The 18,642-nt window shown below is 56.6% G+C and carries 9 protein-coding genes; 1 reads left to right on the plus strand and 8 read right to left on the minus strand.

Going from position 1 to position 18,642, the window contains the following annotated elements; genetic code table 11:
• Positions 1 to 76: 76 nt before the first annotated feature.
• Genes HM1_RS13650 through HM1_RS13660 form a run of 3 tightly spaced genes read right to left on the minus strand, consistent with a single transcriptional unit; the run spans position 77 to position 9,011 of the window.
• The gene (locus HM1_RS13650) at positions 77 to 4,267 is read right to left on the minus strand and encodes a UvrD-helicase domain-containing protein (RefSeq protein WP_012283980.1); all 4,191 of its coding nucleotides are present in this window, start codon (positions 4,265 to 4,267) and stop codon (positions 77 to 79) included.
• Positions 4,264 to 7,938: a PD-(D/E)XK nuclease family protein gene (locus tag HM1_RS13655; RefSeq protein ID WP_012283981.1), complete on the minus strand. Its 3,675-nt coding sequence runs from the start codon at positions 7,936 to 7,938 to the stop codon at positions 4,264 to 4,266. Before HM1_RS13655 ends, HM1_RS13650 begins: the two co-directional genes overlap by 4 nt.
• Positions 7,935 to 9,011 carry a 3'-5' exoribonuclease YhaM family protein gene (locus HM1_RS13660; RefSeq protein ID WP_049754187.1) on the minus strand — a complete coding sequence of 359 codons (1,077 nt, stop codon included), beginning with the start codon at positions 9,009 to 9,011 and terminating at the stop codon, positions 7,935 to 7,937. The genes HM1_RS13655 and HM1_RS13660 overlap by 4 nt, the downstream gene beginning before the upstream one ends.
• A gap of 224 nt (positions 9,012 to 9,235) precedes the next feature.
• Here HM1_RS13660 and HM1_RS13665 point away from each other — a divergent pair, with 224 nt between their 5' ends.
• The gene (locus HM1_RS13665) at positions 9,236 to 10,528 is read left to right on the plus strand and encodes a threonine/serine exporter family protein (protein WP_012283983.1); all 1,293 of its coding nucleotides are present in this window, start codon (positions 9,236 to 9,238) and stop codon (positions 10,526 to 10,528) included.
• A gap of 149 nt (positions 10,529 to 10,677) precedes the next feature.
• On the opposite strand, the gene HM1_RS13670 is transcribed toward HM1_RS13665, so the two are convergent.
• The 5 genes from HM1_RS13670 to HM1_RS13690 all read right to left on the minus strand — a co-directional run bounded on the left by HM1_RS13670 (position 10,678) and on the right by HM1_RS13690 (position 18,640).
• Positions 10,678 to 11,433 carry an energy-coupling factor ABC transporter ATP-binding protein gene (locus HM1_RS13670; protein ID WP_012283984.1) on the minus strand — a complete coding sequence of 252 codons (756 nt, stop codon included), beginning with the start codon at positions 11,431 to 11,433 and terminating at the stop codon, positions 10,678 to 10,680.
• The gene (gene cbiQ / locus HM1_RS13675) at positions 11,430 to 12,242 is read right to left on the minus strand and encodes a cobalt ECF transporter T component CbiQ (RefSeq protein ID WP_012283985.1); all 813 of its coding nucleotides are present in this window, start codon (positions 12,240 to 12,242) and stop codon (positions 11,430 to 11,432) included. Before cbiQ ends, HM1_RS13670 begins: the two co-directional genes overlap by 4 nt.
• 46 nt (positions 12,243 to 12,288) lie before the next feature.
• Positions 12,289 to 13,446: an energy-coupling factor ABC transporter permease gene (locus HM1_RS13680; protein WP_012283986.1), complete on the minus strand. Its 1,158-nt coding sequence runs from the start codon at positions 13,444 to 13,446 to the stop codon at positions 12,289 to 12,291.
• A 203-nt stretch (positions 13,447 to 13,649) separates the two neighbouring features.
• Positions 13,650 to 16,715, minus strand: a complete 3,066-nt coding sequence (locus tag HM1_RS13685; RefSeq protein WP_041314062.1) for a restriction endonuclease — start codon at positions 16,713 to 16,715, stop codon at positions 13,650 to 13,652.
• Positions 16,716 to 16,726: 11 nt separating this feature from the next.
• Entirely contained in the window at positions 16,727 to 18,640 is a 1,914-nt protein-coding gene (locus HM1_RS13690) for a site-specific DNA-methyltransferase (protein ID WP_012283988.1), read from the minus strand.
• Positions 18,641 to 18,642 lie beyond the last annotated feature (2 nt).

Genomic DNA, 18,642 nt, shown 5'->3' on the forward strand with positions numbered 1-18,642 from the left:
CTTCCAGTTAACGCGGGACGCCTTCACGGAACCTTTGACCGGGTAAGGAAACTCGCTTGGCTTGGGGCCTTTTTCTTTACAGCGCCATCTCACGTCCAATAGACAGCAGGAATAGGCAACGGCCTTTTACTTTCACTTTCAGCACCGATTCGACAGCCCGATGATAGAGGTTCACCTGACCAAGATAGGAATCGCGAAGTTGTTGCAGCCACCTTTCCCTGTCCATGCCGACGGGACAGCGGTCCGTCTTGTAGTCCAGCAACAGCCACCCGTCATCTTCCTCAAAAAGGCAGTCGATGACCCCTTGGATGATGACAGACTCCCCCTCTGCCCTTTTTTCCGGATAGATTTCCGCCGCCGGCAAGGCCAGCGTAAAGGGGACCTCCCGCATGACTTGTTTTGCCTTGCGCAGGCGATGCCCGAGCGGGCTCTCTAGAAAACGCAGGATCTCCTCTTCGTTGAGGGCCTGCCGCTGTTCAAGGGACAGCAATTCCAACTTGACGAGCCGGTCGGCCTGCCCGGCAATCCCTGCTTGAGATATCTCTCCGGCAAGGTCGAGGTGTTGCAAAAAGAGGTGAACGGCAGAACCCCGCTCCGTTGCCGTCAGGCGCCGATCTTGTTGCAGAAAACGGGGGCGAAGGTCGACGAGGGCATCAGGTGAAGGGGTTTGGGTTTCTAGGGAGGGTGGCGTTTCTAGGGAGGGTGGTATTTCTAGGGAGGGTGGCGTTTCTGAGGAGGGTGGTGTTTCTGGGGAGTGCCAGACGAATTGTTTCTTGATGCGGCTTACAGCCACTTTGGCCGCGATTCCCGATAGGCCGGTGTAAGGATAGGACCAGGACAGCGACGCATCGACAAGGTCCGTCGGGATGATTGGTTCAAGGCGCCGCAGTTTTTCGAGCCAAACCGGGTTGAAAGGGGTTTCCGAGCCTGTTTCTTTACGAAGTCCGATCAACTCTTTTTTCGCCGCGTAGAAGAGCCGCCACCGGGAGCTTCCGTCTATCCGCTCCTGTTCAGTCATCGTCTCGTTTTTCGTCATCGTCAGGTTGTTCTCCGGCAAAGTCGCCCCTAACGCCGGCGCGCCCTCTGCCCAGCGCCGAATCTCTTGTCCGTCCGGATGTCCAACCAAGGCGGGGCCGATCCAGTCGAGGTAGCACTTGGCCCGCAACAGCACCTCGTCGGGAAGGGCTGCGGCAACGGGGATCCCTTCGGCGTCGTGCAGCCACTGCTGAGCCGACTTGGCGACTTCGCGGACAGTTCCCAGGAGGATCAGCTTTTCCTTGGCCCGGGTCAGGGCTACGTAGAGGATGCGCATCTCCTCGGCGAGCGTCTCCCGGTGGAGGCGGCGCTGAATAGCCAGTTTGGCGACAGTGGGATAACGGTAGCGCAGTTGCGTATCGACGACGACGGGACCGAGGCCGAGATTTTTGTGGATCAACAAGTCCCGGCGCAGATCCTGGAGGTTGAACTGGCTGCCCAGACCGGCGACAAAGACGACGGGAAATTCGAGGCCCTTGCTCTTGTGGATGCTCATGATGCGGACGACGTCTTCTTTCTCCCCGAGCGTCCGGGCGGTTCCGAGATCACCGCCCTGATCCTGAAGCCGTTCGATGAAGCGCAGGAAACGAAAGAGCCCTCGCAAAGTGGTGGCCTCATACTGGCGCGCCCGATCGTAGAGGGCGCGCAGGTTGGCCTGCCGCTGCCCCCCGCCGGGCATGGCGCCGGCGTAGTCGTAAAAACCGGTCTCCCGATAGATGGTGGCAATCAATTTGGCCAGGGAATCGCGGCGGGCCAGCGTCCGCCAGGCGTCTATCTGACGCAGAAATTCGCGAAGGCGGATGGCGACGGGATCGATGGGGGTAAACGTGTCCCGGGCTGCGGCTTCCGCCTGCCCGATGAAGGCCTCGATGGCATCGAAGAAGGTCTTCCGCGGCTCAGCCAAGCGGATGCGAGCCAAATCTTCTCCGGTAAAGCGGAAGATGGGCGAACGCAAGACAGCAGCCAGGGGAATATCCTGGCAGGGGTTGTCAATGACCCGCAGCAGCGAAAGCAGGATGGAAACCTCAGTAGCTTCGAAGTAACCGGCACCGGTATCGGCGTAGGCGGGAATGGCGGCAGCGCGAAACTCCTCTAAGAAGATGTCCGCCCGCCCCTTCGTGCTGCGCATCAGGATGACGATGTCACGGTAACAGACAGGCCGGTAGCCGCCCTGTTCCCGATCGTAGACCGGCATGGCTGATTTCATCAGTTCCTCGATGCGCCGGGCCGCCAGCCGGGCCTCATACTGGGCGGTTTCGAGAAGCAGCAACTCCTCTTCCCCACCGGTCGGCTGCCCGGCGTCTTCGCCGGCATCGTCAGAAGGGCTCTCTCCGGCAACGTCAGCAGTATTTTGGGCCGGACTCTCGCCTGCTTTCGCTATGTTTTTGTGATCGCCGTCGATGGCGCCCTTTGTCTCATTCGCATTCTGTTGTGTTTCAATGCTCTCTTCAGAGCCATCCGCGTCAGGCTGCCGCTGCAGCAGCCACAGTTCAATGACGGGATCGCCAGATCGGCCGGGCAGTTCGGGAAAAGCGGCGCCGTAGACGAGTTCAGCCTGCCGATCATAGGCCATCTCGCCGGCGCGAGGGGTCATGATCCGGCGAAAGAGGTCATTGACTGCCGACAGGACATTGCGGCGGCTGCGAAAGTTCTTCGCCAGGTCGATGCGGGCGCCTGGGACAGAAGCGCCCTGACCGGAAAAGGCATGGTCGGGGGCCCCATGGTCAGAATTAACCGGACCAGGCGTGTCGTAGGGCGAAAAAGACCGATACTTTTCCAGGAACAGATTCGGTTCGGCGAGGCGGAAGCGATAGATGCTCTGCTTGACGTCGCCGACCATAAAGCGGTTGTTCCGCGACAGAAGGGTCAGGATCGTCTCCTGGACGGTGTTCGTATCCTGATACTCGTCTGTGAGGACCTCGGCGAAGTGTTCCTTCAGTTCCAGTGCCAGCGACGACGGGACCGGGACGCCGGGACTTGCCGACTCGTCGAGCAGCAGGCGCAGGCAGAAATGCTCCAGGTCGTTGAAATCGACGAGCCTTTTTTCCCGTTTCGCTGCCTGGAAGGCGCGGTCGAAGGCCAGGACCACATCGACAAGGGTTGCCATCAGCGGCAGCACCTGTGTCAGATCACTGACCAGATCGTGAGGCGTCCGGAGGAAATACTTTTTCTGCAGGTCCGTAAGCTTTTTTTTGGCCTGGTAGCGCAGGCGGCTGACTTCTTTTTTTAGGGATTCGTCGACAGGACCGCGAACAGCCTTGACACGCGTGAAAGAAAGGGCCTGAAAACACTCGTGCAGTTGCGTCCAGGAACGCCCGGCGGCCAGATGCAGGTCCTGGGTCAGTTGCAGATCGGCCGTGACGGCGTCGCCATAGGCCGCCGGCCCGCCGGGCTGCCGACAAAGGGACAGCGCCCGGACGAGGAGACTCTCGACCTCGGCCAAGTCGATCGACATCTCCTCGCGCAAGGCGGCGAACCAGGGCAGGGCTTCCCAAGCCGGCAGTTCACCGGGCAAGGTTTGTTCAGCAATGGTGTCACCGGCCTCTTGAAATTTGCCGAGGATGTCTTGAAGCCACTGTTCCGGCCAGGGTTGGCTGAGCGCTTTTTCATAAAGTTGGAGGACGATATCCTGCAAAGGGCTGTCGTCGCGGTCCCCGCCATAAGCGTCGACCAGGGCGGTGAAGTACTCACCCTTCGACTCCGTCCCCTCTTTTGCTCCGGCGCGCTCGTAAAAGCGCTCGAAGACTTCGTCGAGCACGTCCTGGCGGAGCAGGGCGATCTCCGTCTCGTCGGCGACACGGAAGGCCGGATCGAGGTCGAGGCGGTAATAGTACTTGCGGACCAGGTCAAGGCAAAAGGAGTGCAGTGTCGTGATGGTGGCCCGGTTGAGCAGGACCAGTTGCTGCCGCAGCCAGGTCTGGTGGGGATGGCGGGCCAACTCCTTCGTCAAGGCTGTCCGGATGCGTTCGCGCATCTCCGCCGCCGCCGCGTTGGTGAAGGTGACGACGAGCAATCGGTCCACATCGACGCCTTCTTTGATGATGCCGATGAGCCGTTCCACGAGGACGGCCGTCTTGCCGGCGCCGGCTGCCGCCGCCACGAGGATATCGCTATTGCGGGCGGTGATGGCCTGCCACTGTTCGTCAGTCCATTTGGGATCGCGAGGTATCGAATCGGGGCGCAGCCTGTCATGGCCTATGGGGTCGTCGTGGCACAGGGCTTCGCGGTTCATCGGATCACCCCTTCAAAAATAGCCTTGGGACCGGCGGCAATTTTTTCCCAGATCTTCTCCGGCGGGTCGTCAATGAGCAGGCGGTAGTCGTTATCCTGCAGCAGCAGGTCAAACTGGCAGACCGATTTATAAGGACAAAAGCTGCAGGCAAGCCGATCGTCGCGGCGGTGGGGGCGGATGGAGACCAACCCATCCAGGATGGCCTCGCCAACGCGGGCAACGATGCTCTGCAGGTATTGGCGCAGGAGGGCGAACTGTTCCATCGTCAAGACAGAGGAAGCGCTGTAGAAGCCGCCTTCTTTTTTCAGGCCCACCGGGATGAGCGGCGAATAGCCCTGCCGGGTTTGACCGTCCATGGCGGCCACCACAGCCGGATCGGCGAGGACATGGCCGCACATCTTCGCTTCCTTGAGGATGGCCCGTTCTGCCTCATCCCTTGTCAAGGGGCCACCTGTCGAGAGGAGCGGATCGCAGATGCCGAAGTAGAGCATCCCGCCGGGGTGACAGGCCGTCGCAGCCGACAGTGACGACGGCCTGTCCTCGCCAAGGGCGCATCCTTGCAACAGCCGGTTGCCGTGGCGCAGCGCCACGTCAAGGTAAGCGAGCAGTTGCAACTTCAGGCCGTGGGCTATGTCGGCCAATTTCAGATTGGCCCGGTTGGACTTGTAGTCGATGACGCGCAGCCAGGACGCGTCACCGACGAAGAAGCCGTCGATGCGGTCGATGCGGCCCACCAGGTCCATCCATCGTCCGCCCGTCAGGGGCACCTGTACCGGCGGCAGCAGCTCTTCCGGTCCAAAGCCGACCTCCAGGGCCAGAGGCCGAAATTGGCCGCGCCGGGCATGTTCGCCAAGGACGATGACGGCCCTGGACAAGGTCTGCTGCAACCGCCCGGTCAGATAGCGGTGACGGGCGGTGCTGAGCAGGATCTCGTTTTGCAGTTGCGGCGCCAAGTCCGACACGACCTCGCCGGTGAGGCGGAACAGTTCCTCCCGGGGAAGAGCGCCCCAATCGAGCCGGTCCCGGCGCAGTCGCTCGCCGAACTGCTTCAAGGCGGCATGGAAAAACTCGCCCAGATCGGGCGCTGCGAGACGGAAGATCCGCCGTTCTTTCAGCCGAAGGCCATGGGAAATAAAATGGGAAAAGGGGCAGGCCAGAAAGCGCTCGATCCGGGAGACGCTGGCCCGCAAGGGATCGCCGAAAAGGCGGCGACTGACGGGCTTCGGCAGGTCCTGCTCGCGGTTTTTATGCCAGAGACCGGAAAGCACCCGCGCCAAAAGCTCCCGCCATGCAGGCCGTTCGGCGAGCCAAGAGTAGACCGCCCACCAGACGAGCGGCACCGGACGACGGGCCAAGGCCTCCCGCAAGGAGGGGATCAGGTAAGAGAGACTGCGCGCGGGGTGGACGATATATTCCTCGGCCAGTTCGCGTTCAACAGCGCTCATGGCTGCCTCTTTTGTTGTCCGGGCTGCCAAAGCGGTTTGAGCCATGGCAGCAGTTTCTGCCGTTGCAGCCCCTGCAAAAGCGCTGCCTGAAAGGCCGGCGCCTGTCGGCAAGCTGCCCGGCTCCAGCAGCCAGGTCCGTTCCGTCACTTGCGGGAACAGTTCCCGCACCCGGGCGATCACCGAAGAGGGCAGTTGCGCCCGCCCTTCCGCATCGGCCAGAGGATAGCTGAGGTAACAGCGTTCACTGGCGCGGGTGAGGGCCACATAGATGTGGTACTCTTCATCAAAAAGCCGGCGACGGCTGCCTGGCGCCAGTTCGAGGCCAGTCAAGGCGTAAATGCGCTCGCGCTCTTTGTCGTCGAAGATGCCGTCGTCTTTCGGCCGCGCCGGGAGCACCCCTTCGGATACACCGAGGACGAAGGCGGCCCGGATCCCCGGGCAGCGGGAGCGATCAAGGCTGCCGACGAAGACCTGGTCGAGTTCCGGCGGGATGAGGCTGAGCTTCAAGCTGTCCAGGCCTGCTTCCATGACGACGGCATAGGTGGCGAGATCCAGGGGCGTCTCTCCCAAGGACTCAACGATCTGGTCAAAGAGGTCGATGACGGCTGCCCAGACCTGCCGGTGGGCGTGGGCCTCCTCGATCCGTCCCGCCGCTTCCGCCTCAGCGATCCAGCAGGAAATCTGCTCAGGCGCCTTCAGGTCCACGAGCAGTTGATAGAGGGCCGCCGTGATCGGGCGCACCGCTTTTGCGCCGACGACTGCTTTGTGAAAAGAGGCCAAGGCGGCGCGGGCCCGGTCTCGGGCGCCGTTGATCTCGGCCAGTTCGGCCAGTTCCTGATCGCTGAATTCGCTCAAGGCGTCTTCACCCAGGGTCAAGCGGCGGCGAAAAAGCCAGGGCTCCCGATCGCGCCAGCGCCGGCCCCGAATGCCGTGAGCCAGCACGTAGTTTTCCAACCGGTCTGTCTCCCCTCGAGAAAGGGGGACCAGGTCGGTTTTTAAGTAGCGAAACACAGGCTCATAAGCCCAGTCGCGCAGGACCGCCTCCAAGGCCGACCGGATCAGTTCGACCAGCGGATGGTGGGGCGCCGGGCGCTTGCTGTCTATGAAGAGTGGGATGCCGAAATCGCTGAAGACGCTCTCGATAGAATCATAGTAGGATTCGAGGTCGCGCAAGAGGACCGCCACGTCGCGCCAGCGATAGCCCTGATCGCGGCAGAGGCGGATGATTTCCCGAGCTGCCCCTTCTACTTCACTGCGGCGGTTGGCGGCGGCGCAGACGAAGAGGCTTTGCGTCCCACCGAGCCAGGGCGGCGCAGGACGGCGGAAATAAAAGGACTCCAGGTGCTGCAGTTCGGGGTGCTGAAAACGCGGGGCGCTTTGGCCGGGAGCGGGGACGAGATGGAGCGCTTTTTCGATGACAATCCCTCGGTCAAAGGCCAGCTGCAACAACTTGGCCTGAGTCTCGCGGGTGCGAAAAAAGGGATCGTCAAGGTCGCAAGGTTCATCCAGTTCGGTCGGATCGAGGCAGAGCGCCACGTTGACGCGGCGGCAGGCGGACATGAGCGCCGCCAGGACAGACAACTCCTGGGGGGTAAAGCCGGCAAAGCCGTCGACCCAGACTTCGGCATCGCGGAGCATGACCGAGCCGGGGATGCGCTGGGCCAACAGATGCAAATAATCGTCGGGATCGGTGTACTTACCTTCCAGAAATGTCTTCAAGGCGCCATACAAGAGTGCCAGGTCGTGGAGCTTATCAGCGAGCAGTCCGGCGCCCTGGCGCTCGATCACCTCGGTCTGGCAGCGGTCCAAGCTGGTGGCGTCGATGTTGTACAGTTTCAGCTCGGACAAGGCGCCGGCAAGGGCGTCGGCGAAGCCGGGCTGACCGGCGGAACGGTGAAAAAGGCGCAGTTCGTCCTTGTGCTTCTCCAGAAGGTTACGCAGGATCATGCGCTTGCCCAAATCGCCGATGGGGATGCGGGCGCTGCCGCCCACCTCCTGGAGCACCCGATAGGCGAGGCGGCGGAAGCTGAAGACCTGCGCCCGGATCGTGCCGCCCAATCCCGGCATGGTGGCCAGCGCCCGCTCCGTCTGGAAGGTGGCTTGCTCGGGAACGAGAAACAGCAGCGGCGGACCTTGGGGAGACCCTTTCAGTTCTTGTGCGATCTCATCGAGACAAGCGCGGCTCTTCCCTGTCCCGGCCCGTCCCAGGATGAAGCGCAGGCTCATGGGCGCTCCCCTCCTCCTCCCCTGTGGTGCCGCCTCTCGCCGGAAGAGTGGTTGCTCGTCTCGGTGTTGTATACGAAGCTGTTTTTGGCGGCGCTCGTATCGGCGATGCCGGCGTAGAAACGGCGCTCCATACCTTTTAAATAGGGAGACCAGCCGTCCTTCGCTTCGGCCAAGGCTTGGCGCACCTTGAACATGTCGGCGTCGAAGCGGTCGGCGTAATGGAGGATCAAAGCCTCTGCCGTCTGGGGCCGCTTGGGCGATTGCCACTCGTACTCGCCGTGGTGGCTGGCGATGAGGTGCAGAAGTCGTAGGCGCAGTTCTTCCGGAAAATCCGGCAACTGGCGGATCTGCCGATCGAGCAGGTTGATGCCGATGACGATATGGCCGAGCAGGTTGCCGGCGACGGTGTAGCCGATGATGCTCTGATACTGCAGCTCCTCGATTTTTCCAATATCGTGGACGAGGGCGCCGGCGCTCAGGAGGTCCCGATCGGCTTCCGGCACGCTGGCAGCGAGGCCGAGCGCTGTCGCACGGACGCCGAGCGAGTGCTCCAGGAGACCGCCGATATAGGCCTGGTGGTGGGTCATCGCCGCCGGGGCGCATAGGTAGGCGCGGCGGATGTCCCCTTCGGCGAAAAGGCGAACCAGCAGTGCTTGCAGGTGGCGATTGGCGATAGCGGCGATGGCGCTGTCCAGGTTCGCTTCCAGTTGGTTGCGATCCAAGGGCGTCACGGGCAGGAACCGTCCCCAGTCGATCTCCCGATTATCGACCGGTTCAATGCCGTGGATATGCAACTGGATGGCTCCCTGGTATTCGGTAGCCTGACCGCGGATACGAAAGACCGTCTCCTCCTTCAGGATCTGGGCGAACTGCTCTCCCTTGTCCCAGGCTCTCGCCTCCACCTTGCCTGATCGATCTTCCAAGGTGGCCGTGAGGTAATGCCCCTTGGCGGCATCGCGATAAGGCATCAGGGAAAAACGGCGAACAACCAGGAGGTCGTGAAAAGCTTGGCCGTGTTTGAGGTCTTTGAGCATGAGGCGGTCGGTTGGGGCAGCAACGGATGCGTGCGTCACAGGGACAACTCCTTTACTGTCTCGGATCGGCAGGTTTGTAAAAACTGCTTTTCCTGTATTCGTTCGGCAAAAGGTTTCCGATCTCCTTGCACAAAAATGCCTTTCAGTCATCGCCTGCGGGGAGGTTATGGAAAGGCCCATCCTCTGGATTGAGGTTGTTGCTTCTTGTGTGCCGACTTATAATGAATTCAGCACAACAGGCTTATGCGCCGGAGGTGACATCCATGAGCAGTCCCCTACATACTATCATGAACCGCGCCACCAACAGCCCTGTCAACGGCGCTATCGAGTTCATCGTCAACGCCGGCCGCGTGCTCCTCGAATCGAGCGCCGAGGTCTACCGTGTGCAAGATACGGTCCAGAAGATGGGGAACGCCCTCGGTGTCGACAAACTGGAGAGTTATGTCACCCCGGCAGGCGTCTTCGTCAGCTACATCGACGGCGAGGGGAACCTGCGCACCTTCTTCCGGCGCGTAGCGAAGCGGCAAGTCAATCTCGACCGGATCGCGGCCATCAATCATCTTTCCCGCCAGGTGGCCCGCAGGGACATTTCACTGGATCAAGCCTTTTCGGAGCTGAAAGAAATCGAAAACACCCCGCCCCTCTACTCCCCGCTGGTGAAGTTGTACATCAGCGCCGTCACAGCCGCCGGCATCGCCGCTATCTTTGGCGGCGGCTGGACCGAGTGCGGCCTCGCCTTACTGATGGCCTTTCTCGCCTTTTTGCTGGTCGACGGGACGAAAGTTGTCGCCATCAACTATCTGCGGGAATTGCTCCTCGGCGCTGTCGGTACAGGCCTCGTCCTGGCGGCGCGCACGACTGTCAATTTCGACATCGGTCCTGTCGTTGTCGGTGTGCTGCTGTCTGCCATCCCCGGCGCTTATATGGTCAACTCGGTCCGGGACATCATCGCCGGCGACCTGATCTCCGGCACCATCCGGGGCTTGGAATCGAGCGGCCTCACGGCGGCCCTCTTCGGCGGAGCGGGCATCACGCTGGCTCTGGTGGGCACCCAGTACCTGTCCGAACCGGTAGAGCCGCAGTCACCGATCATCGCCGTCAGTTTTTTCGTTTCCGCCCTCTTCAGCGTCTATAATCAGGCGCCCCCGCGGACAGTGGTTTCGGCGGGACTGACGGGGATGCTCAGCGCCACGATTCTCTATCTGACGGTCGCCAAGGGGTACACACTGATCCTCGGCATGTTCTGGGGCGCCATCGCCGTGGCCGTCGCCAGCGAGGTCCTCGCCCGCATCCACCTCGTCCCGGTCACCGTCTTTATCGTCGGCGGCTTTGTGCCGCTGATCCCGGGGATCTGGTTTTTTCGGGCCACCCAGTTTCTCTTCACGGGAAACTACCTCCACGCCCTGGAGCCGCTGATAGTCGGCGTCGGCGGCATCGCCGCCGTTGGGGCCGGTGTGGCCATTGTGACGGCGGTAATGCGGCACTGGAAACAGAACCGCTGGAATATCCGCCTCGACTGGCGGTACTGGAAGAAACGGGTGAACCGGGGTTTATAGAATTGAAAGGGAATTTCGCCAACGGTCAGGCAAGTTCAAAGATGTCTCACTGCAGGTCTCTTTTTGCGTGCAGTTCGGTCATGTTTCTGTTTCGTCGTTTTAAACATTCGATTTTGTCGTCCCGTCCGGGGCAGGCAGATGTAAGCGCCTTAGGCGCGCCGACCGCACACCGGGCAACCTTGCACGGCCGGCGGCAGCTCCAACCCGCTCGCTTCCATCAGTTTTGCATCAAGCAGGACCCTTTTCGTCATCCCGTCGGCGATGATTTGGCCGTTTTGGACGACGATCGTCCGGTCGCAGCATTCGTACACCATGTCCAGATCGTGGCTGGTGATGATCTTCGTATGGGGAAAGCGGCGCAGCAGGTCCATAAATCGCCGGCGCGATGTCGGGTCCAAGGCCGAGGTGGGCTCGTCCATGACGAGAATATCGGGACCCATTGACAAGACGGAGGCGATGGCGGCGGCGCGCTTTTCCCCGCCGGAGAGCTTAAAGGGCGCCCGATCCTTAAGATGGCTGATCCCGACAGCCGCCAGGGCCGCCTCAACCCGTTTTTCCACCTCTGTTTCATCGAGCTTATTGTTGCGCGGGCCGAAGGCCACATCGTCATAGACGGTCGTCATGAACAACTGATCATCGGGATCCTGAAAGACCATGCCCATCCGCTGCCGGATCTGGGGCAGGGTCTTTTTCGTCACCGGAAGGTCATCGACGAGGATCTCCCCGTGCGAGGGCCACAAAAGGCCCATCAGCAACAACAGCAGCGTCGTCTTGCCGGCGCCGTTGCCCCCGATGATGGCCACCGACTCTCCCGGCGCGACGCGAAAGGACAGCCCCTTGACGGCCGGGTGCCCATCGGGATAGCTGTAGCGCAGGTCTTTTACTTCCAATTTTCCGCCGTTCATGGAGCCACCCCCGTAATCAAAGAACCGAGCCACGATGAAAGGTTCACCCAACGGGCCGTTAAGAAAAATCCGATCCAACCGGCGGCGAAGAGGATATCCCTTGCGCCCAGCTTCAGTCCCACCTCTCCGGCGTGATAATCGCCGGTAAAACCGCGCAGGCGCATGGCCTCATAGACACGCCGGGCCCTGTCCATGGTCCTGAGCAGCAGTTGCCCCGCCAGAGAGCCCCAGGCCGACCGGTGGACGCCCTTTTGCTCCGGCGCGCGCAGCGCATAGGCCATGACGGTGCGCTGCACCTCTTCCAGCAGCAAGGAAATGTACCGATAGGTCAGCATCATCTGGAGCACGAAGAGCTTCGGAACTTTGAGGATGCGCAGGGCGACGGCGATCCGGTCCATCCCGGTCGTGGCGATCAGGATCATCGTCGCCGTCACCGTGAGGGCGGTCTTGAGGAGCAGGGAGAAAAAGGTGAGCCATCCCGCCGAGAGAGCCACGCCGCCGATGCTGACGACCTCCCGGTTCAAAAAGGGGCTCACGATGCCGAGCGTCAGCACAAAGATCTCCACGAAGAGGACGCGCTTGAAGATGGCCGCAGGCGGCAGTTCGGCGAGGGTCAGCAGCACGACCGGAAAGAGAATTAGCGGCAACAGTCCCCCGATGGCCCGGCTGTCAAAAGAAGTAACCACAGCTAAGTAAATAACTGTGGTTAGCAACTTCGTGACCGGGTGAAGCCGGTGGATGGACGTCTGCTGACGCGCCAGATCGTCCAGTTGTCTCATGCTAAGGAGCGAATCGGTAATATTCAACATCGTTGCCCGTCCCCGTCGGGTTTTTTACCGGAAGAAGTCCTTTTGTTTAGACGTTCAGCTTTCGTTGCTGTCGCTTTGTCAAATGGATCAGAAATCCGATCAGCCCAGACAGGGCCAGCGTGAGCAGGCCGCCGACGATGCCCGCTACAGAGGTTCCCGCGTTGACATTGGGCCAAGCTGGTTCGTCGGATTCACTTGATGCAAGCGGATCTGCCGACGCTGAGCCGTTGCTTTCAACGGATCCGGCGTCGTCCGGTTGCTTTTCCGGTATTCCCGTTGCTCTCGGCGTCATCGCCGCCTGTGTCTCCAGGGGCTTCGTCTCAGCGGTTTTGAAGTCGTAATCCGGTAAAATGGCCGTTTTGCTCTGGATGTCGGCGAAAACATGATAGAGGTCACCGGAGGCCTCCAGTTCGGCTGTTCCCGCCACCTTCTCTATGGACCATTCCAATCCGTCCGGATTGGCCGAGGCAAACCAGGACAGCAGGCCGCCCATGAGGACGGCTGAAATCGCCAACCCCCGCACCACTCTGCGGTAAGAGATAGCGCCGTAGGGCCGACCGGCGGTCACCTGTTCTAGGATCTCCGGACGGCTTTTCCAGACGAAGGTGACGACAGCGGCTGTGACCAGCCCTTCCACGACGCCGATGGCCAGGTGGATCGGCTGCATCAACAAGAGGAACATGTTAAAAGGCAGTTCCGTCTTGCCCGATAAGAGCGTCTCCATGACGACGCTGAAGGCGCCCAGTTGGAGACCGACGATCGCCGAGATGAGCGAAGCCACGAGGATACGCTTCGCCGTCAGGCCTTTTTTTATGATGCCTTTATAAATGAATGGGTAAGCGACAAAAGAGGTATAAACGCCGAGATTGAAGAGGTTGCAGCCGTAAGCGAGCAGACCGCCGTCGGCAAAAAAGAGCGCCTGAATGAGTAAGATGGAGGCCATCGTCAAAAAGCCGGCATGAGGACCAAGCAGGATCGATAGCAGCATGCCGCCGCCAAGATGTCCGCTCGACCCGGTTCCGGGAATGGAAAAGTTGATCATCTGGGCGGCGAAGACGAAAGCGCCCATCACCCCCATCATGGGGATGATCTTCTCATCGATATTGCGCTGGACTTTTTTCATGGAATAGGCCGCCACTCCAGCGGCAGCCGCCCACAGGGTCCCTCCCACGACAGGAGAGATGAGCGCGTCGGCCATATGCATGTTGCTTTACCCCTCTCAAAAAAATAACCCATTACGGGTGTGTCACCAATCCCTTTCATAGGGACAACTACCCTTCATGGGCCGAGTTTTGAGATATTAATCCGAACCGCGCAAAGTCTTCATGACTTCAGTGTTTCTAATCTATCATCATCTTTGGGGAGCGTCAAGTAATGGAAGCTTGGTCATCGTTATTGCCAGGCCTGCTATACAGTGATCTTCAGCAAAAAGTCGTCATAATTCTTCGCTTGCTTAAACTGAACATCTTGGGCAACGGCTTTGAAGTGAAGTTTGCCGCACTTGATCTTTGTTTTTTCCACTTCATTCAGATCCTTATCCTCTTTGTCTATCTTCGTTTCCACGATAAAGAAGAGCCTGGCTTGATCATCCTCTCCTTTACGGATCACAGCCCAGTCAGGAGAATATTCGCCATAGGGGGTATCAATGACGAAGCCTCCCTTTTTGATCTTGGTATATAGCAGCACTTTTTCGTCTTCTTCGAGTCTTTTGGCGAATTGGAGTTCACCATCGCTGTCGAACTTGTAATACTTATGGACGGCTCTGCCTTTATCTGCGCTCGTTTGAAAGACGAGCGATGCGACGTCTTCAAGCATGCCCATGTCGATCGAATCGGCTTCGAATATGGTCGACTCGTCAAAGACATAGCCGTCAATGGCTTCATAGCGGACAACGCCTTTGGCCATGAATTCGGTTCGTTTTTCCTTGATCTTTTGCGTCACTACATCGAGGATGTCTTGATTCTTTAGGAGGGTTGCCTTCTCCAGCTTCGATATGATCCTATAAATGGCCAGACGGGGCAGCAGGGTGTGGTACATGATATAGTTGATGATCTCGAATTGGCTTTTTTGCAAATCCAGCCCTTCCGGTTCACTGAAAAAGGTCTGTTGCACCGACTCAGAGAGGCGGAACTTTTTCTGTTCGTCAAACTCTGCCTTGCCTGTTTCAATATTGTATTCGTAGAGGACCCGCTTAAACCGCAGGAGTTCGTTCAGTTCTCTCGCCGATTCTTCGATGAAGGCATCACTATCGATGTTAACTTGATAGAGGGTCCGTTGGGACATGCGCTTGCCCAGTTCCTTGAGCAGTTGTTCAAATTGCTCTTCTGATATATAACTGTGGGCGCCATTCTCGATGGGTTCTTCGTCGCCGTTTTTAATGAGAATCTTCTTGCTGCCTTTTGCCTGCATCGCTTCAATAAACGCTTTCTTGATCATGATGCTGTGCTCTTGCAGCGTTTCATGGATAAAGGTGATGGCTTCAATTTTCTTGGCGTCTTTGGTCAGCATGCCCTCTTTGTTGATGATGTTCTGTTCGATCAGTTCTTTTCGAAGGGGTTCCGTCAGGTCGATGATCTTGTTTTCCGGAATGCCGGCATTCCGGAGTGAGGCATGAATCACATCGATGGTGACTTCTTCCTTATTGAAGCCGGCCTGTTCATTAAAATCTTTTTGGAGTGCTGCGGCAAACTGGTCATAGTAATCATTGGCGATGACGGTCAATTCATTAATCGTCTTGTCTGTGCATCGGGTGCCTTCAATATCTACGGAGAGGCGCAATCCTCTGCCGATCTCTTGTTTTTTTGCAATATCGGAGCCGCCTTTTTTCAAGGTGCAGAGGGTAAAGACATTCGGGTTATCCCAGCCTTCCCGCAACGCCGAGTGGGAGAAGATGAACGCCAAGGGTTCCTCAAAGGATATGAGCTCGTCTTTCTTCTCTAGGATCAGTTCAATGCCCCGGTCGATATCTTCTTGAGACTTGGCTTTCAGCTTATCTTCATCCATCACCTTGTCCCAATCTTCAATCTCTACGGCATTTTTGTGCTTATCGACGGCAAAATAGCCTTCTCTCACCTTGTGTACATTTTTATAATCTTTAAACAGCTCCGGGTATTCGACAAAAAGCTGCTTCCCCTTTTTATCCGTGATGATCTTGCTATACTCTTCGTCAAAAATGCGCAGGTACTCCCCTCGGCCATCAGGGGAGCTGGTGTCTCGATACTTGTTGACGGCGTCTATGAAGAACAAGGTGAGGACTTTGATTTTTCTTCCGCTCTTCAAGATCTTGTATTGCTTCTCCAGGTGACTCTTAATGGCCAGCCTGATCTGGATTCGGATCGTTTCTTCTTCACTGATGTCGGCATTGTTTTCTCCGACGGCAAGCTCCAGGATATCGTCCCACTTGCTGATCTTCAGCTTTTTTAGCTTGTGCGGATCTTCCATGACGAACATGTTTTTGTATTGATCCAGGTTCCCAGAACATTCAAAAAGAGAATCGCCGCCTCGAACTTTGACCTGCTTCTTGCGAATCTGCCCGCCCTGCTCCACACAGAACAGTTCGATCTTGGCAAAGAGGTCTTTTGTGAACTCTACGTAACGAACGTATGGGAAGTCTTTCGGTATGGCGCCGTGGACGGTTTTTACCTGGATCTTCTTGACCAGATCCTTTTGATAGGCATCGAAGGAGTCGAGCTTGTAGACCTGGTTGTACCGGCTTTTATGGGTGGCTGAATAACGCAGGACAAACAAAGGATCGATCCCCTCGATGGCTTCCAGAGAGGCGCTCTTCTTCTTCGCTGTGCCCTCGATTTTTTGCGGTTCGTCGATGATGACGATGGGGTGAATATACCGGATGTCTTCCCATAGGATCTGGCCATATTCGTCGGATTGACGGATTTTGTTGGAATCTTTATTGAAGGCCTGGATGTTCATGACCACGATGCTGAGGTCTCTCGTCTCCACAAAACTGCTGCTGATCTTTTTCAAGTTCTTGGAGTCGTAGACGAAGGCATGGTTCATTATGTCCAGGCCGTCGTAGATGCCTTTGAAGTGTTCCCGCAACATGGCCATGGTTTTCTCTACGCCTTTTCGAATGGCAATGGTCGGTACAACGATCATGAACTTCGTAAAGCCATAAGCGCGGTATAATTCGAGAATGGTCCGCAGGTACACGTAGGTCTTGCCTGTGCCTGTTTCCATCTCGATGGTAAAGTTGTTCCCTTTCAGTTCATGATCGGTGAACAGCTTGTTCTTTTGCTGCACCTCGCGAAGGTTGTGCAGGAGCCTTGCCGGTGAAACCAGTTGCGGGTTGCGCACAGGATCGCCTTCGACGAGTTTCTTCATTCTCTGTAGTTGGCGATAGATAGTTCCGTCATCGTGGCGGCTAACGCCTTTAAAGAGGTTGACGACAGAGTTGACGGCATCTTTCTGATAGCCCAACTTGTCATCAAATTGAAAGGCAATACGGTTGGTCATCATGGCACCCCTTATATGAACTCGACGCGATAGGCTTTCTTCTTCAGGCCGCTGTTTTTCTTCATCTGCGCTTCCAATCGGAGCATGCTGTTCGTTTTCAAGCTGATGTCGGCGCCGAAGGCGCTGTCACGGAAGATGATCTTGGTGGGCATGGGCTCGATGGCGGCGATTTTATCAATCATGCTTTCCGTTACGTTTTCTTCCAAGCAAACGAGAACGGTGTCGGCGAAGATATAGGTTCTCTCTCCAATAGAAGCTACTTTCTCCACCTTGGACGATAAGGGGATATCCCGGTGACGGAGCAGGATCTCATAGACCACATCGAGATCGGTAAAGCCGGGGGTGAAGTCCAACCTGTCTTTATCGGTCATGGCGCTTTCATCAAGTGTCATTTGATCGGATTTCATCGCTTCACTGAACCAACGGATATTGGTGTCGGCCACTTTGAAGACCTTGAAGCCGATGTCGAGGTTTTCGATGCCCTTCTTGTCTTTGTTTTCTTCGATGATCTTGTCTCCGGCTCTGCGGATGCGTTCTTTGCCGATTTCGCAGATGTTCTTTAACTTAACGGCATTTCCATAATCTCCACTCTCACAAACTTCAGGTAATTGAACCATAATAAACTTTCTTTTACCCCCATCTTCAGCATTTAGCTGCATAACAGCATCCGCTGATGTTGCTGAACCTGAAAAAAAATCCAAAACAATAGCATTATTATCCGAAGCTATTGTTAGTATATATTTCAATAATAACGTTGGCTTTGGAGTGCTAAATAAACTTGTTACAGGTACTTCTGGAAACAACTTTTTTAATTCATATTTCGCTCTTCTTGTGTGCCCAGTTATCTCCAAATCAATACACAAGCTTGAAGGCGGTAACCCTTTCATTTCATATAAATAAGTCCTTCTTATAAGGCGTGTTTCATCTTCAGAGAAGCGCAGTTCACCTGTCTTTAATTTTTCTTCAATAGTTTCTTTGGACCATCTCCATCCGTTTGGTGGATGTTTAATAAGTTTCCCACTTGGCGTTATTATATCAAATTGGAGATTTGGTCTTAATCCTGGATTATTTACGGGATTTCCATCAAACCATGGACCTCGAGGATCATTATCTGGGTTTTTAAAGTGTTGCCTTTTGCTATCATTATTAAGGAAATTAGGTTTCCAATCCGGACTTTTTGCGTATACCAAAATATAATTATGATCCTCCGAAAACGTCAACGCATTATTGTTACTATTGTCACTTGATCGCCAAACAATGTCTCCAATAAAGCTATTAGAACCAAATACCTCGTCACATAATAATTTTAAGTTTGAGTGTTCATTATCATCAATGCTAATAAAGATCACACCATCTTCTTTTAGCAAATCCTTGGCAACTTTCAACCGAGGATACATCATCGACAACCAGTTGGAATGATACCGCCCGTTACTCTTTTGATTAACAATCAGACGCTCTCCCATTTCATCTATCTCGCCTTCCAATGCACTGTTTTCACGCTGATTCATCGCAAAGTTGTCTTTGTAGATAAAATCATTGCCCGTGTTGTACGGAGGATCAATGTAAATCATCTTCACCTTATTGTAATAACTGTTCCGGAGTAGCTTCAAAACCTCTAAGTTGTCCCCTTCAATATACAGGTTCTCTGTCGTTTCAGGGTGTTTGCTTTCCTCTGGCACATATTTCAAGGTTCGGCCGACCACGTCCTGGTTGGCAAGCTTCTTCGCTTCTTCCTTGCCAACCCAACCGAGTTCATAGCGCTCCGACATTTTTTCGCTGACCGATTCAAATTGTCCCAGCTCCGCTTTCAAGGCTTCCAAGTCCACTTGCCCGTCTTTCACGGCAGCAGGAAAGAGTTGGGCCAGCTTTTTTACATTTTCAGCGATCGGATTGAATATTTCCTTTTGAACTTTTGAGAACTCCATGT

The organism is Heliomicrobium modesticaldum Ice1 (genome assembly GCF_000019165.1).
Lineage (GTDB): Bacteria > Bacillota > Desulfitobacteriia > Heliobacteriales > Heliobacteriaceae > Heliomicrobium > Heliomicrobium modesticaldum.